The sequence below is a fragment of the Stenotrophomonas sp. PE591 genome, assembly GCF_018320795.1.
GTDB classification, from domain to species: domain Bacteria; phylum Pseudomonadota; class Gammaproteobacteria; order Xanthomonadales; family Xanthomonadaceae; genus Stenotrophomonas; species Stenotrophomonas maltophilia.
Genome location: NZ_JAAOKO010000001.1, coordinates 1 through 13,745, shown reverse-complemented (window position 1 = coordinate 13,745; position 13,745 = coordinate 1). Strand labels below are relative to the sequence as shown.

General features: G+C 65.7%; 15 protein-coding genes. 8 read left to right on the top strand and 7 right to left on the bottom strand.

Annotated features, from left to right (window positions below):
* Nucleotides 1–29 precede the first annotated feature (29 nt).
* From sdhA to JLDANKMP_RS00045, 7 genes are all read left to right on the top strand, one after another.
* A complete protein-coding gene (gene sdhA, locus JLDANKMP_RS00075) occupies nt 30–1,820 on the top strand; it encodes a succinate dehydrogenase flavoprotein subunit (protein ID WP_005409078.1) in 1,791 nt (596 codons plus the stop codon).
* Between the two features lie 66 nt (nt 1,821–1,886).
* A complete protein-coding gene (locus tag JLDANKMP_RS00070) occupies nt 1,887–2,672 on the top strand; it encodes a succinate dehydrogenase iron-sulfur subunit (protein ID WP_005409079.1) in 786 nt (261 codons plus the stop codon).
* A 98-nt stretch (nt 2,673–2,770) separates the two neighbouring features.
* The gene (locus tag JLDANKMP_RS00065) at nt 2,771–3,019 is read left to right on the top strand and encodes a succinate dehydrogenase assembly factor 2 (RefSeq protein ID WP_005409080.1); all 249 of its coding nucleotides are present in this window, start codon (nt 2,771–2,773) and stop codon (nt 3,017–3,019) included.
* Nucleotides 2,970–3,419, top strand: coding sequence for a hypothetical protein (locus JLDANKMP_RS00060; protein ID WP_212560300.1), 450 nt, complete (start codon nt 2,970–2,972; stop codon nt 3,417–3,419). Before JLDANKMP_RS00065 ends, JLDANKMP_RS00060 begins: the two co-directional genes overlap by 50 nt.
* A gap of 23 nt (nt 3,420–3,442) precedes the next feature.
* A complete protein-coding gene (locus tag JLDANKMP_RS00055) occupies nt 3,443–4,684 on the top strand; it encodes a lipoprotein-releasing ABC transporter permease subunit (protein WP_005409082.1) in 1,242 nt (413 codons plus the stop codon).
* Complete coding sequence (gene lolD / locus JLDANKMP_RS00050) at nt 4,677–5,390, top strand: lipoprotein-releasing ABC transporter ATP-binding protein LolD (protein WP_005409083.1); 714 nt, start codon at nt 4,677–4,679, stop codon at nt 5,388–5,390. Before JLDANKMP_RS00055 ends, lolD begins: the two co-directional genes overlap by 8 nt.
* Nucleotides 5,391–5,611: 221 nt before the next feature.
* Complete coding sequence (locus JLDANKMP_RS00045; RefSeq protein WP_212560299.1) at nt 5,612–6,061, top strand: DUF6491 family protein; 450 nt, start codon at nt 5,612–5,614, stop codon at nt 6,059–6,061.
* Between the two features lie 74 nt (nt 6,062–6,135).
* On the opposite strand, the gene JLDANKMP_RS00040 is transcribed toward JLDANKMP_RS00045, so the two are convergent.
* The 3 genes from JLDANKMP_RS00040 to ftsY all read right to left on the bottom strand — a co-directional run bounded on the left by JLDANKMP_RS00040 (nt 6,136) and on the right by ftsY (nt 8,936).
* Complete coding sequence (locus tag JLDANKMP_RS00040; RefSeq protein WP_005409085.1) at nt 6,136–6,405, bottom strand: oxidative damage protection protein; 270 nt, start codon at nt 6,403–6,405, stop codon at nt 6,136–6,138.
* A 5-nt stretch (nt 6,406–6,410) separates the two neighbouring features.
* Nucleotides 6,411–7,535, bottom strand: a complete 1,125-nt coding sequence (gene mutY, locus JLDANKMP_RS00035; protein ID WP_212560298.1) for an A/G-specific adenine glycosylase — start codon at nt 7,533–7,535, stop codon at nt 6,411–6,413.
* Nucleotides 7,536–7,619: 84 nt separating this feature from the next.
* The gene (ftsY, locus tag JLDANKMP_RS00030; protein ID WP_212560297.1) at nt 7,620–8,936 is read right to left on the bottom strand and encodes a signal recognition particle-docking protein FtsY; all 1,317 of its coding nucleotides are present in this window, start codon (nt 8,934–8,936) and stop codon (nt 7,620–7,622) included.
* A 129-nt stretch (nt 8,937–9,065) separates the two neighbouring features.
* Here ftsY and JLDANKMP_RS00025 point away from each other — a divergent pair, with 129 nt between their 5' ends.
* Nucleotides 9,066–9,365 (top strand): hypothetical protein, encoded by a 300-nt coding sequence (locus JLDANKMP_RS00025; RefSeq protein WP_212560296.1) that lies wholly within the window; start codon nt 9,066–9,068, stop codon nt 9,363–9,365.
* Nucleotides 9,366–9,562: 197 nt separating this feature from the next.
* Here JLDANKMP_RS00025 and htpG read toward each other — a convergent pair whose 3' ends face one another.
* The 4 genes from htpG to JLDANKMP_RS00005 all read right to left on the bottom strand — a co-directional run bounded on the left by htpG (nt 9,563) and on the right by JLDANKMP_RS00005 (nt 13,690).
* Nucleotides 9,563–11,455, bottom strand: a complete 1,893-nt coding sequence (gene htpG / locus JLDANKMP_RS00020) for a molecular chaperone HtpG (protein WP_212560295.1) — start codon at nt 11,453–11,455, stop codon at nt 9,563–9,565.
* Between the two features lie 487 nt (nt 11,456–11,942).
* Complete coding sequence (locus tag JLDANKMP_RS00015; RefSeq protein WP_212560294.1) at nt 11,943–12,230, bottom strand: integrase core domain-containing protein; 288 nt, start codon at nt 12,228–12,230, stop codon at nt 11,943–11,945.
* 9 nt (nt 12,231–12,239) lie between these two features.
* Complete coding sequence (locus JLDANKMP_RS00010; protein WP_343237734.1) at nt 12,240–13,400, bottom strand: IS3 family transposase; 1,161 nt, start codon at nt 13,398–13,400, stop codon at nt 12,240–12,242.
* Nucleotides 13,397–13,690: a transposase gene (locus tag JLDANKMP_RS00005; protein WP_006388655.1), complete on the bottom strand. Its 294-nt coding sequence runs from the start codon at nt 13,688–13,690 to the stop codon at nt 13,397–13,399. The genes JLDANKMP_RS00010 and JLDANKMP_RS00005 overlap by 4 nt, the downstream gene beginning before the upstream one ends.
* Nucleotides 13,691–13,745: the final 55 nt, after the last annotated feature.

Sequence of the window (13,745 nt, the reverse complement as noted above, 5' to 3'; positions counted from 1 at the left end):
CCAGGCACCTACACAGGAATCCAGATTAGATGTCCGCTTACAAGATCACCGAACACAAGTACGACATGGTCGTGGTCGGCGCTGGCGGCGCCGGCCTGCGCGCCACGTTCGGCCTGGCCGCCAAGGGCCTGCAGACCGTGTGCCTGACCAAGGTCTTCCCGACCCGTTCGCACACCGTTGCCGCCCAGGGCGGTATCTCGGCCGCACTCGCCAACATGGGCGAAGACGACTGGCGCTACCACTTCTTCGACACCATCAAGGGGTCGGACTGGCTGGGCGACCAGGACGCCATCGAATACATGTGCCGTGAGGCCATCCCGGCCATCATCGAGCTCGAACACTACGGCGTGCCGTTCTCCCGCACCGCCGAAGGCAAGATCTACCAGCGTCCGTTCGGTGGCATGACCACCAAGTACGGCGAAGGCCCGGCGGCGCAGCGTACCTGCGCGGCGGCCGACCGTACCGGCCACGCGATGCTGCACACCCTGTACCAGCAGTCGCTGAAGCACGATGCGCGCTTCATGATCGAGTACTTCGCGCTCGACCTGATCTTCGACGACGAAGGCGCCTGCCGCGGCGTGCTGGCCCTGGACATGTCCGACGGCACCCTGCACCTGTTCCGCGCCCAGGGCGTGGTACTGGCCACCGGCGGCTACGGCCGTGCCTACTTCAGCGCCACCTCGGCGCACACCTGCACCGGCGACGGTGGCGGCCTGGCCATGCGTGCCGGCATCGCCATGCAGGACATGGAGTTCGTGCAGTTCCACCCGACCGGCATCTACGGCGCCGGCTGCCTCATCACCGAGGGTGTCCGCGGTGAAGGTGGCATCCTGCGCAACAGCAGCGGCGAGCGCTTCATGGAGCGCTACGCGCCGCACTACAAGGACCTGGCCTCGCGCGACGTGGTCAGCCGTTCGATGACCATCGAGATCCGCGAAGGCCGCGGCGTCGGCGAGCACAAGGACCACATCCTGCTCGACCTGACCCACCTCGGCCCGGGCGTGATCGACGACAAGCTGCCGGGCATCGCCGAAAGCGCCCGCATCTTTGCCGGCGTCGACGTGCACAAGCAGCCGATCCCGGTCATCCCGACCGTGCACTACAACATGGGCGGCATCCCGACCAACTACCACGGCGAAGTGGTGCAGAAGGTCGGCGACAACGACAATGCCGTGGTGCCGGGCCTGTACGCCATCGGTGAAGCGGCCTGCGTGTCCGTGCACGGCGCCAACCGACTGGGCTCGAACTCGCTGCTGGACCTGGTGGTGTTCGGTCGTGCGGTGGCCAACCGCTGCGCCGAGACCATCAAGCCGGGCGCATCGCACAAGCCGCTGCCGGCCGATGCCTGCGACAAGGCGCTGGGCCTGCTGGACAAGCTGCGCCATGCCAACGGCGATACCCCGACCTCGGTCATCCGCGATCGCATGCAGCGCACCATGCAGGCCGACGCGGCCGTCTTCCGCACCAGCCAGACGCTGAAGGAAGGCTGCGAGAAGATGGACAAGATCTTCGACTCGTTCCAGGACGTGAAGGTCTCCGACCGTTCGCTGGTGTGGAACTCGGACCTGATCGAGACCTACGAGCTGAACAACCTGCTGCTCAACGCGGTGGCGACGATCAACTCGGCCGAACAGCGCAAGGAAAGCCGTGGTGCGCATGCGCACGAGGACTATCCGGACCGCGACGACGTCAACTGGCAGAAGCACACCCTGGTCAGCGTCGACGAGAAGGGCAAGTGCAGCTTCGACTACCGTCCGGTGCACATGTACACGTTGACCGACGACGTGTCCGTGGTGCCGCCGAAGCCGCGCGTGTACTGATCCGACCCCGCCTACCATGCAATCCGCGCCCAAGGGCGCGGGCCGCCTGAGCCAACGAGAGCAGCCATGGCCGAGTTTTCACTCCCCAAGAATTCCAAGATCACGAAGGGCAAGCACTTCCCCGTCAAGAACGGCGGCAAGAACGTGCGCACCTTCAAGATCTACCGCTGGAGTCCGGACGACGACAGCAACCCGCGCACCGATACCTATGAAGTCGATCTGGACGCGTGTGGCCCGATGGTCCTGGACGCCCTGATCAAGATCAAGAACGAGATCGACCCGACCCTGACCTTCCGCCGCTCGTGCCGCGAAGGCATCTGTGGTTCGTGCGCGATGAACATCGACGGCACCAACACCCTGGCCTGCACCCGAGCCATCTCGGACTGCGGCAAGAAGGAAGTGCCGATCTACCCGCTGCCGCACATGAACGTGGTGAAGGATCTGGTTCCGGACCTGACCCACTTCTATGCGCAGTACGCCTCGATCAAGCCGTGGATCCGCACCCAGACCCCGGCACCGCCGGACCGTGAGCGCCTGCAGTCGCCGGAAGACCGCAAGAAGCTGGACGGTCTGTACGAGTGCATCCTGTGCGCCTGCTGCTCGACCAGCTGCCCGAGCTACTGGTGGAACGGCGAGCGTTACCTGGGCCCGGCGATCCTGCTGCAGGCCTACCGCTGGATCATCGACTCGCGTGATGAGGACACCGGTGCGCGCCTGGACGATCTGGAAGATCCGTTCAAGCTGTACCGCTGCCACACCATCATGAACTGCGCCCGGACCTGCCCGAAGGGCCTGAACCCGGCGCTGGCGATCGCCGAGATCAAGAAGCTGATGATGGAACGCCGCGCCTGATCGGCTCTGGCCGTACCCGGTAGAGCCACGCCATGCGTGGCTGTGCCACCCCAGTAGAGCCACGCCTTGCGTGGCTTTGCTGTATCTGGAGAAACACGATGGAAGAAGACGTTCTGCTGAAGAAGCTGCGCTGGCGCTGCCGCCGCGGCATGCGTGAGCTGGACCAGCTGTTCGGCCGTTATCTCGACCACGAATGGAGCACTGCGCCGACCGAGGAGCGCGAGGTTTTCCTGTTCCTGCTCGACTGCGAGGACGATAAGTTGTGGCGCTGGTTCATGGGCTATGAGGCCTGCCCGCATGCGCACGCGATCCCCCTCATGCAGAAGATCCTCGCCCTCAAGCCTTGAGTGGCGCCCCTCGCGGCTGCAGGCCGCCGCCCAGCTGGCGGTGCTGCTGGCCGCACCCTGGCTGCTGCGCGCATCGGATCTGCCGCCCAGGCTGCTGACGCCGGCGCTGTTGCTGGCCTGGGGCATCGGGTTGGCCGAACTGGCCTGGCGCCAGCGCAGGCCGCGCGTGCAGGTGCTTCTACCGGTACCGCCCGAGTCGCTGCAGGTGGCCGGGCAGGACGTCGATGCACCACAACTGGTCGTGCGTGGGCCATGGCTGTTGTTGCTCTGGCGTGAGGATCGGCGCCGCCGGCGCCTGCTGTTCTGGCCCGATGTGCTCGATTCCAGGCAGCGACGTGAACTGCGACTGGCCGTGGCCGCACGCGGCGTTTCCCGTAGGCCCCGGTCGATGGCACCATAAGCTGAATTGACCGGCGTGCCTGCATGTTCAAACCCATTCCCGTGGCCATTGGCCTGCGCTACCTGCGCGCCAAGCGCCGCAACGGCTTCATCTCCTTCATCTCGATGGCATCGATCCTGGGCATCGCGCTCGGCGTTACGGTGCTGATCACCACCCTGGCGGTGATGAGCGGTTTCCAGAAGGAAATCCGCAGCCGCCTGCTGCAGATGACCGCGCACACCACCATCAGCCGCGACGGCGAGCCGATGCCGGACTGGATGCGCGTGGTGGACGTCGCCCGCAAGGACCCGCGCGTGGCCGGTGCCGCGCCGTACATCGAGATCCAGTCGATGATCAGCGGCCCGCGCGTGCAGGGCGCAATCATCCAGGGCATCGATCCGGCGCTGGAGCCGAAGGTGTCGGTGATCGACAAGAAGGTCACCAAGGGCAGCTATGACAGCCTCAAGCCGGGCAGCTTCAACGTGCTGCTGGGCAAAGAACTGGCGGTCTGGCTGGGCGTGGACGTTGGCGACCAGGTGCTGGTGACCTTTGCAGAAGTGCAGGGCACGCCTGCTGGCGCAGTGCCGCGGATGAAACGCTTCACCGTCAGCGGCATCTTCGAGGCCGGCTACAACGAGGTCGACCGCGGCGTCGGCTTCGCCAACATGCAGGACCTGGAGCGCGTGCTGCGTTCCGATGGCGCTACCGGCGTGCGGCTGAAACTGCACGACATGGACCGCTCGCTGGAAGTGGGTGTGGACCTGGCGCAGAGCCTCGGCGGCGCGTACCGGGTAAGTGACTGGACCCAGCAGAACGCCAATCTCTACCACTCGCTGCGCATGGAGAAGGTAGTGATGGGCATCCTGCTGTCGCTGATCATCGCCATGGGCGCTTTCAACCTGGTGTCGTCGCAGGTGATGCTGGTGACCGACAAGCAGGCCGACATCGCCATCCTGCGCACCCTTGGCCTGACGCCGGGGGGGGTGATGCAGGTGTTCATGGTGCAGGGTTCGCTGATCGGCATCTTCGGCACGCTGGCCGGCCTGATCGGCGGCATCACCCTGACCCTCAACCTGGAACGCATCCTCGGCGCCATCGAGAGCGTGTTCAACGTCAAGCTGCTGCCGGAGGATGTGTACTACATCACCGGCCTGCCGACCGACATGCAGACCGGCGACGTGGTGGCGATCACCGTGGTCGCGCTGCTGATGAGCTTCCTGGCCACCCTGTATCCCGCCTGGCGGGCAGCACGCACCCAGCCGGCGGAGGCCCTGCGTTATGAATAAGGTCTTCAACCGCGGCGACGAAGTGATCCGCGCCGAAGCACTGGGCAAGACCTACGCCGAAGGGCGCATGCAGACCCCGGTGTTCGATGGCCTGGACCTGACCGTGACCGCCGGCGAGACGGTGGCGATCATCGGTGCCTCCGGCGCCGGCAAGAGCACGCTGCTGCACCTGCTGGGCGGCCTGGACATTCCAACCGCCGGCGAGGTCTACGTGACCGGGCAGCGCATGTCGGCGCTGTCGGATACCGCGCGCGGTCTGCTGCGCAACCAGGCGCTGGGCTTCGTCTACCAGTTCCATCACCTGCTGCCGGAGTTCACCGCGCTGGAAAACGTGATGATGCCGGTACTGCTGGCTGGCACTGCGGTAGCAGAAGCGAGCAGCCGGGCCACCACGCTGCTGGAAGCGGTCGGCCTCGGCCATCGCCTGGATCACAAGCCGGGCGAGCTGTCTGGTGGTGAGCGGCAGCGTGCTGCGGTGGCGCGGGCACTGGTCAATCACCCAGCCTGCGTGCTGGGTGACGAGCCGACCGGCAACCTGGATGACCGCACGGCCGCGACGGTGTTCGAGCTGATGCTGGAACTGAATCGTGCGCGCCACACCAGCCTGGTGCTGGTGACCCACGACCGCAGCTTGGCGCGCCGCCTCGACCGGGTGCTGGAGCTGCGCGAAGGGCGCTTGCACGCACTGGCCCACGCCGATGTCTGAGGCGCCGGGGCCGCTTTGGTGGAAGCCGACCCTGGTCGGCTGCTCCTGCAGGGCAGGCGCCAACCAAGGTTGGTGACTACCGGAATCCGGGGCCTTGGGTCTGCTTTGGTAGAGGTCGGCCTTGGTCGACCGCCGACCAGCGCCTGAATGGGGCTGTCGGTCGTCGCGCCGCCGTTGCCGGCCCGGGCGCATGATGGCGACAGTTCCCCGAGGAGATCGCCATGAAGACCCCGTTCCTGGTGGCCGGACTCTGCCTGGCGCTGGCCGCGTGTGCGACCACTGGCCGGCTCAGCAGCGCCGATAAGCTTGACCTGTACCGTGCCCATGCCGGTGCGCCGCAGAACGACATGCAGTTCTTCGGCACCCTCAATGGCTGGACCGAGCTGGGTGACAGCGCGCTTGCGGTATGGACGCGTCCCAGCGAGGCCTACCTGCTGGAGTTGAGGGGGCCCTGCCAGGACCTGCCATATGCCACCGCCATCGGCCTGACCAGCCAGATGAATCGTGTTTCGGCGCGTTTCGACAAGGTGCTGGTGCGCGACCCTACCGGCGGCCCGCGCCTGCCGTGCTTCATCGACAGCATCCGCAAGCTGGATGTGAAGGCACTACGCGCTTCCGAGCAGGAGCTGCGCCAGGCGCAGGTGCAGGAGCGCGAGGAAAGCACGAAATAGCGCGGTCATGCCGGCCGCTGGCCGACATCGCGCAGATGCCAGGTTGCCGGCCAGCGCCCGGCACTACCTGTGCGTCAGGCTTCCGGAGTGAAGCCGGCCGGCTTTTGCGCGTCCTTCTCGAACAGGAACTTGACCAGTTCGCCTTCGAGGAACGCACGATGTTCCGGTGTACGCGGCGACAGGCGGTTTTCGTTGATCAGCATGGTCTGGTGCGCCAGCCACGCAGCCCAGGCCTGCTTGCCGATGTTGTTGAAGATGCGCTGGCCCAGCTCGCCGGGGTAGGGCACGAAGTCCAGGCCCTCGGCATCGCGTTGTTCGTACTGGCAGAAGACGGTTCGGGGCATGGCACTCACTCGTGGTTGCGGGGTTTCTTGGAAGTTCGTTTTGGCGTCTTGATCGTCGCGCCGTCGAGCAGTTTGCGGATCGGCGCGGGCAGGCCCAGCGCGGGCAGTTCATCGTAGGCGACCCAGCGCAGCGTGGGTTCTTCCACGCGCAGGCCGTTCACCTGGCGCGACAGTACCTGCAGGTGCAGCCTGTAGTGACTGAAGGTGTGCTGCAGCACTGGCAGCTCCTCGGCGTCTTCCAGCGAACCTTCAACATGCGCATCGAACCAGTCCTGCAGGTCGCTGCCGGCCTCGGCCTGCGGCAGCGTCCACAGCTGCGCCCAGATGCCGGTGTCCGGCCGCTTCTGCAGCAGCACGCGCTGCTGGGGGTCGCGCAGCAGCAGGGCCACTGCTTCGCGCTCGGGCAGGGTCTTGCTGGGCTTGGGCGTGGGTAGTTCAGCGGTGCGGCCTTCGCGGCGCGCCACGCACGCGTCCTGCAGCGGGCAGATCACGCAGGCGGGTCTGGCGCGGCTGCACACGGTCGCGCCCAGGTCCATCTGCGCCTGGGTGTAATCGGCCATGCGCCCGGCCGGCACCTGCGCCACGTGCGCCTCGGCGATCGCCCACAACTGCTTCTCGATGGCCGGAAGGCCCGGGAAGCCGTCGATGCCGTGGTAGCGGCTGAGCACCCGCTTGACGTTGCCATCGAGGATCGCGAACGGGTCGTTCCAGGCCTGGCTGAGGATCGCACCGGCGGTGCTGCGGCCGATGCCGGGCAGGGCATGCAGCGCGTCGAAGTCACGTGGCAGGTCGCCGTCGTGCAGTTCCACGCAGCGCTTGGCTGCCGCGTGCAGGTTGCGTGCGCGGGCGTAGTAGCCGAGCCCCGCCCACTGCGCCATCACCGCGTCATTGCTGGCGGCGGCGAGGTCGGGCAGGGTCGGGAAGTGCTGCAGGAACCGCTGGAAGTACGGGATGACCGTGGCCACCTGGGTCTGCTGCAGCATGATTTCCGACAACCAGACCCGATAGGGGCTGCGCGGATGCTGCCAGGGCAGATCGTGGCGGCCGTGGTCGTCGAACCAGTGCAGCAGGCGGGCGACGAAGTCGTCGGTCTGCGTGGTTCCGGCGCTGGCGTGCGGCTGGCGGGGCATCGGTGTACCGGAATTGGGCAGCCACCCATGGGGGGGCTCTACCGGGCTGCAGTAGAGCCACGCCAAGCGTGGCTGCACGGTCTATCAGACACCCAGCGCTTCGGGCAGCAGGGCGTCAACGAAGGCTTCCGGATCGAATACGCGCAGGTCTTCCGGGCGCTCGCCGATGCCGGCGAAACGGATCGGAATGCCGAACTCGCGGGCCAGCGCGAACACCACGCCGCCCTTGGCAGTGCCGTCCAGCTTGGTCACCACCAGGCCGGTCACGTTCACCGCGGCATTGAACTGGCGCAGCTGCGACAGCGCGTTCTGGCCGGTGGTGCCGTCGATTACCATCAGTACTTCGTGCGGTGCAGTGGCGTCGATCTTGCCGAGCACGCGGCGGATCTTGCCCAGCTCGTTCATCAGGCCGGACTGGGTGTGCAGGCGGCCGGCGGTATCGGCGATCAACACCGAGGTGCCACGGGCCTTGCCGGCCTGCAGCGCATCGAATGCCACCGAAGCGGCATCGGCGTTCTGCCCTTGGGCGACCACGGCCACGCCGTTGCGCTCGCCCCAGGCCTGGAGCTGTGCGACGGCGGCGGCGCGGAAGGTGTCGCCGGCGGCCAGCATCAGGCTGTGGCCTTCATCCTTGAAACGCTTGGCCAGCTTGCCGATGGTGGTGGTCTTGCCAACGCCGTTGACGCCGACGGTCAGCACCACGAAGGGCTTGGCATTGCGGTCGATCACCAGCGGCTTGGCCACCGACTGCAGGATCGCGATCAGCTCGGCGCGCAGCGCGGCCAGCAGCGCATTTGCATCTGCGAACTCGCGCGACTTCATGCGCTTGCGCAGGCCCTCGACCAGGTCGGTGGTGGCACCCACGCCGACGTCGGCGGTGATCAGGGCGGTTTCCAGCTCGTCCAGCAGGTCGTCGTCGAGTTTTGGGTTGCGCGAGAACAGGCCACCGAAGCTGCGCGCGATGACGCTGTTACGCAGGCGTTCGCGCCAGCCGGGCTTGCCGGCAGGTGCCGGAGCAGCGTCGACCGAGGCGGCAGCAGGCAGGTCGTCGGTGACCGGTGCCGGGGTGGGCTCGGGCAGCGGTGCGGGTGCCGGTTCGATGGCCGGGGTCGCAATGGGGGCGACTTCAATCTGCGCCGTGGGCGCAGGAGCTGCCGGAACCGGTGCCGCTGGGGCCGGAATCACCGGGGTGGGCTCGACAGCGACCGGAACGGCGGTTGCCGGGGGCGGCTCGACCGGTGCAGGCTCGGCCGGTACGGCTACCGGTGCCGGCTCCTTGTCCTCGGCCGGTGCGGCCGACGGAAACGCCGCCGCCAGCTCTTCAGCCGAGTAGTGCTGGGTCTTGGGTGCCTCCGTTGCGGGGGCATCCTGGGGCTTCTTGCGGCGGAAAAAACTGAGCATTGGCAAAAGGCGCTGAAATCAGAGGGATATGCTACCACTCAGGCCTGTCGGGCCGATGTGGACTCAAGGTCGCGGCCGGCCGGCCGTTAACCGGTCCGGAGGGCTGCGCAGGGCGGTCCGGAGACCGCCATGAACAACGTGATGGGAATCGCCCTCGGCGGGATGCGTGCGGCCCAGCAGGGCGTGCAGGTGGCCGCGCACAACGTGGCCAACCTGGCGACTCCTGATGCCCAACGCCTGCAGCTGCAACGCAGTACGGTGGAGCAGGGTGGGGTGCAGGCTGCGGTGACCCCTACCGGCGCTGATGTCAGTGCACCACTGGGTGATCTGCTGGCAGCGAAAGCCGAGGTGGTGGCTTTCACTTCCAACGCCGCGGTGATCCGACGCCAGGACCAGATGCTCGGCTCGCTGCTGGATCGCGAGGCCTGAGCCTCCCGGCTTTCGCGGGTGTCAACCTTGGTTGACACGCTCGACCCGCCTGGTAGATGCCAATCCTGGTTGGCACTCACCACCCGCCCCGGTAGGTGCCAACCGAGGTTGGCACGCTTTTTGGGCGCCAACCGAGGTTGGCCTCTACCAGAGCATCGCCGGGTAAGCCGGGCCATGCCCGGCGGCCACCTTGTCGATCAGGCCGACAGCTCCAGCAGCAGCTTGTTCAGGCGCGCCACATAGGCGCCCGGATCCTTCAGGCTGTCGCCGGCGGCCAATGCAGCCTGGTCGAACAGCACCCGGCCCAGATCGTCGAAACGCGCGCCATCGGCTTCAGCATCCAGCTTGGCGATCAGTGGGTGGCCCGGGTTGATCTCCAGCACCGGCTTGCTGTCCGGCACCTTCTGCCCGCTGGCTTCCAGGATCTGGCGCATCTGCAGGCCCAGGTCCTGTTCGCCGATGGCCAGCACCGCCGGCGAATCGGTCAGGCGGTGCGAGACGCGCACTTCGGCCACGTCATCGCCCAGCACCGTCTTCAGTCGCTCGACCAGGCCCTGCTTGTCCTTGGCCGCTGCTTCCTGTTCCTGCTTGTCCGCTTCGGTTTCCAGCGCGCCCAGGTCGAGGTCGCCGCGGGCGATGTCGACGAAGCCCTTGCCGTCGAAATCGGTCAGGTAGCCCATCAGCCACTCGTCGATGCGGTCGGTCAGCAGCAGCACTTCCACGCCCTTCTTGCGGAACACTTCCAGGTGCGGGCTGTTGCGCACCTGGCTGTAGCTCTCGCCGGTCAGGTAGTAGATCTTGTCCTGGCCTTCGGCCATGCGGCCGAGGTAGTCAGCCAGCGACACGTTCTGCGCATCGCCGTCGCCACGGGTGGAGGCGAAGCGCAGCAGGCCGGCCACCTTCTCGCGGTTGTTGTAGTCCTCGGCCGGGCCTTCCTTCAGCACCTGACCGAATTCCTTCCAGAACGTGGCGTACTGATCCGGCTTCTCTGTGGCCAGCTTTTCCAGCATGTCCAGCGAGCGCTTGGTCAGTGCGGCCTTCATCGAATCGATGACCGGGCCGGACTGCAGGATCTCGCGCGAGACGTTCAGCGACAGGTCGTTGGAATCGACCACGCCCTTGATGAAGCGCAGGTACAGCGGCAGGAACTGCTCAGCCTGGTCCATCACGAACACGCGCTGCACGTACAGCTTCAGGCCCTTGGGCGCATCGCGGTGATACAGGTCGAACGGCGCGCGGCCGGGCACGTACAGCAGCGAGGTGTACTCCAGCTTGCCTTCGACCTTGTTGTGGCTCCACGCCAGCGGATCGCTGTGGTCGTGTGCCACGTGCTTGTAGAACTCGGTGTACTCGGCATCGCTGATCTCGGTGCGCGGGCGGGTCCACAGCGCGCTGGCGCGATTGACGGTTTCCCATTCGACCGCGGCGCCTTCTTCGCCACCTTCCTTCGGCATCTGGATCGGCAGGCCGATATGGTCCGAATACTTCTTGAGGATGCCGCGCAGGCGCCAGCCATCGGCGAAATCGTGCTCGCCGTCCTTCAGGTGCAGCACGATGCGGGTGCCGCGCTCGGCCTTGTCGATGGTGGCCACTTCGAAATCGCCTTCGCCGCGCGAGGTCCAGCGCACGCCTTCGCCTGCAGCCAGGCCGGCGCGGCGCGAGGTCACTTCCACTTGGTCTGCAACGATGAAGGCACTGTAGAAGCCGACGCCGAACTGGCCGATAAGCTGCGAATCCTTTTTCTGGTCGCCGGACAGCTGGCGCAGGAAATCGCCGGTGCCGGACTTGGCGATCGTGCCGAGATGGGCAATTGCCTCGGCGCGGCTCATGCCGATGCCGTTGTCTTCGATGGTGATGGTGTGGGCGGCGGGGTCGAAGCTGACGCGCACGCGCAGCTCGCTGTCACCTTCAAGCATGGCCGGCTGGGTCAGGGCCTCGAAGCGCAGCTTGTCGGCAGCGTCAGCGGCGTTGGAGACCAGCTCGCGCAGGAAGATCTCCTTGTTGGAGTACAGCGAGTGGATCATCAGCTGCAGCAGCTGCTTGACTTCGGTCTGGAAGCCAAGGGTTTCGGTCTGGGTGGTCTCGGTCATCGATAGGGCTCCATGTGCAATGCCGCGCCAGCGCGTGCGGCCTCGCCAAGGGGTATGGCTGATTGTCCCGAAATCAAGGGGTTGGTCGGCAGGGCTTGCAGCCCTGCACCTGCAGAGGCCGAAGCAACAGCAACAGCAACAGCAACAGCGGGCTATCCGTGGGATGGCGGGGCGGTGTGGGTTGGCAGGACACGCCGTTAACCCGTCCCTGGGGGCTCGATGGCGCCATCCATGGCGCCAACGGTCCTGCCAACCCACACCGCCCCGCCTCTGACAGGTTCACGCGGCTGTTGGCAGGTGTCGACCTTGGTCGACACATCTGTCAGATATCGATACATCAAATGGGGTCAGATCCGTTTTCCGCAGGAAAACGGATCTGACCCCAAGAGACGTTCCGGCAGATCGCAGGAAACTGTCGAAGGCGGGGTGGGGCAGGTTGTGGGGGTGTGTGATCTGGCCCCCTGAAAACGGACGCCATGAAGCCGTTTCAGGCGGCAGCCCGGAGCTGCCGGGCGTAGTTGTTAGGCGAGTGGTAGCCCAGCGCCGAGTGTAGCCGGGCTGGATTGTAGAAGCCGTGGATGTAAGCAGCGATGGACTGGCTGGCTTGTTCCCTACTGGCGTAAGGCTCGGCAGCCTCTTCTGTCTTGAGCGTCGCAAAGAAGCTCTCGGCCACCGCGTTGTCCCAGCAATTGCCAGGCCGGCTCATGCTTTGGACCACGTCATGGGACTGCAGCAGCTGGCGAAACTGATCTGGCCCCCTGAAAACGGACGCCATGAAGCCGTTTCAGGCGGCAGCCCGGAGCTGCCGGGCGTAGTTGTTAGGCGAGTGGTAGCCCAGCGCCGAGTGTAGCCGGGCTGGATTGTAGAAGCCGTGGATGTAAGCAGCGATGGACTGGCTGGCTTGTTCCCTACTGGCGTAAGGCTCGGCAGCCTCTTCTGTCTTGAGCGTCGCAAAGAAGCTCTCGGCCACCGCGTTGTCCCAGCAATTGCCAGGCCGGCTCATGCTTTGGACCACGTCATGGGACTGCAGCAGCTGGCGAAACTCGTTTCCCCAGTACTGCCCACCACGATCTGAATGGAAGATCAGGCCGGGTCGTTGTGGATGCAGAGCCCAAGCATTGGCAAATGCTTTCACCACCAGCTCTTCAGTCAGACGCTTGGAAACGCTGTAGCCCAGCACCTGCCGGGTCTGGACGCTGATGACCACGGCCAGATGCAGCCATCCCTGGCGGGTGGGGACATACGTGATATCCCCGACCCACGCCGTCGGTCCGGTTCCGGGGGCAAATTGCCGATCCAGCAGGTTGGGGGCGAGCTGAGATGAGCCGCCAGAGGACTTGGGTCGGAATCGGCCTTTGGTCTTGCCCTGGATTCGCTCCTCGGCCATTAACCGTGCCACGCGCTTGTGGCCGACTGGATGATTCCTGGCTCGTAAGGCCCTNTCTTCAGTCAGACGCTTGGAAACGCTGTAGCCCAGCACCTGCCGGGTCTGGACGCTGATGACCACGGCCAGATGCAGCCATCCCTGGCGGGTGGGGACATACGTGATATCCCCGACCCACGCCGTCGGTCCGGTTCCGGGGGCAAATTGCCGATCCAGCAGGTTGGGGGCGAGCTGAGATGAGCCGCCAGAGGACTTGGGTCGGAATCGGCCTTTGGTCTTGCCCTGGATTCGCTCCTCGGCCATTAACCGTGCCACGCGCTTGTGGCCGACTGGATGATTCCTGGCTCGTAAGGCCCTGACCAGCCGACGTCGCCCATAACTGCGCTTGCTGGTCACATGAATGGCCCGAAGCTCGGTACGGAGGGCCGAATCGACATCGCACGTTTGGGCACACTGCCGGCGCAGGTAGTCATGGAATCCAGAGACAGAAACCCCAAGAACCCGACACAACAACCTGGTCGGGTAGTGAGTCCTTTGACTGGCGACGAAGGCGTACCTCACTTGGACTCTCTGGCAAAGAACGCCGCCGCTTTTTTTAGGATTTCCCGCTCCATCTTAAGATTGGCGTTCTCGGCCCGAAGGCGGCTGATCTCGCTTTCCAGGTCGGTGGCTGGCCTGCGAGCCTCAGAGGTCAACGACCGGCCAGCACGGACCGCGTCAAGCCAGTTTGCCAGCGTCTTGACCGACATCTCCAACTGACGGGCCGCTGCGGCAGGCCCGAGCGACTCGGCCAACTCGACGGCTTGGTGCTTGAACTCATCGGTGTAGCTACGACGGGTGATACGGGACATAAGGGACCTCCAAGTGCGATCAAAGTATCGCTTCTTGGCGTCCGCTGACGGGGGG

Bases quoted from the DNA above. Each gene is read 5' to 3' on its own strand.
- sdhA (WP_005409078.1), top strand. From the start codon at position 30: ATGTCCGCTTACAAGATCACCGAACACAAGTACGACATGGTCGTGGTC.
- JLDANKMP_RS00070 (WP_005409079.1), top strand. From the start codon at position 1,887: ATGGCCGAGTTTTCACTCCCCAAGAATTCCAAGATCACGAAGGGCAAG.
- JLDANKMP_RS00065 (WP_005409080.1), top strand. From the start codon at position 2,771: ATGGAAGAAGACGTTCTGCTGAAGAAGCTGCGCTGGCGCTGCCGCCGC.
- JLDANKMP_RS00060 (WP_212560300.1), top strand. From the start codon at position 2,970: ATGCGCACGCGATCCCCCTCATGCAGAAGATCCTCGCCCTCAAGCCTT.
- JLDANKMP_RS00055 (WP_005409082.1), top strand. From the start codon at position 3,443: ATGTTCAAACCCATTCCCGTGGCCATTGGCCTGCGCTACCTGCGCGCC.
- lolD (WP_005409083.1), top strand. From the start codon at position 4,677: ATGAATAAGGTCTTCAACCGCGGCGACGAAGTGATCCGCGCCGAAGCA.
- JLDANKMP_RS00045 (WP_212560299.1), top strand. From the start codon at position 5,612: ATGAAGACCCCGTTCCTGGTGGCCGGACTCTGCCTGGCGCTGGCCGCG.
- JLDANKMP_RS00040 (WP_005409085.1), bottom strand. From the start codon at position 6,405: ATGCCCCGAACCGTCTTCTGCCAGTACGAACAACGCGATGCCGAGGGC.
- mutY (WP_212560298.1), bottom strand. From the start codon at position 7,535: ATGCCCCGCCAGCCGCACGCCAGCGCCGGAACCACGCAGACCGACGAC.
- ftsY (WP_212560297.1), bottom strand. From the start codon at position 8,936: ATGCTCAGTTTTTTCCGCCGCAAGAAGCCCCAGGATGCCCCCGCAACG.
- JLDANKMP_RS00025 (WP_212560296.1), top strand. From the start codon at position 9,066: ATGAACAACGTGATGGGAATCGCCCTCGGCGGGATGCGTGCGGCCCAG.
- htpG (WP_212560295.1), bottom strand. From the start codon at position 11,455: ATGACCGAGACCACCCAGACCGAAACCCTTGGCTTCCAGACCGAAGTC.
- JLDANKMP_RS00015 (WP_212560294.1), bottom strand. From the start codon at position 12,230: ATGGCGTCCGTTTTCAGGGGGCCAGATCAGTTTCGCCAGCTGCTGCAG.
- JLDANKMP_RS00005 (WP_006388655.1), bottom strand. From the start codon at position 13,690: ATGTCCCGTATCACCCGTCGTAGCTACACCGATGAGTTCAAGCACCAA.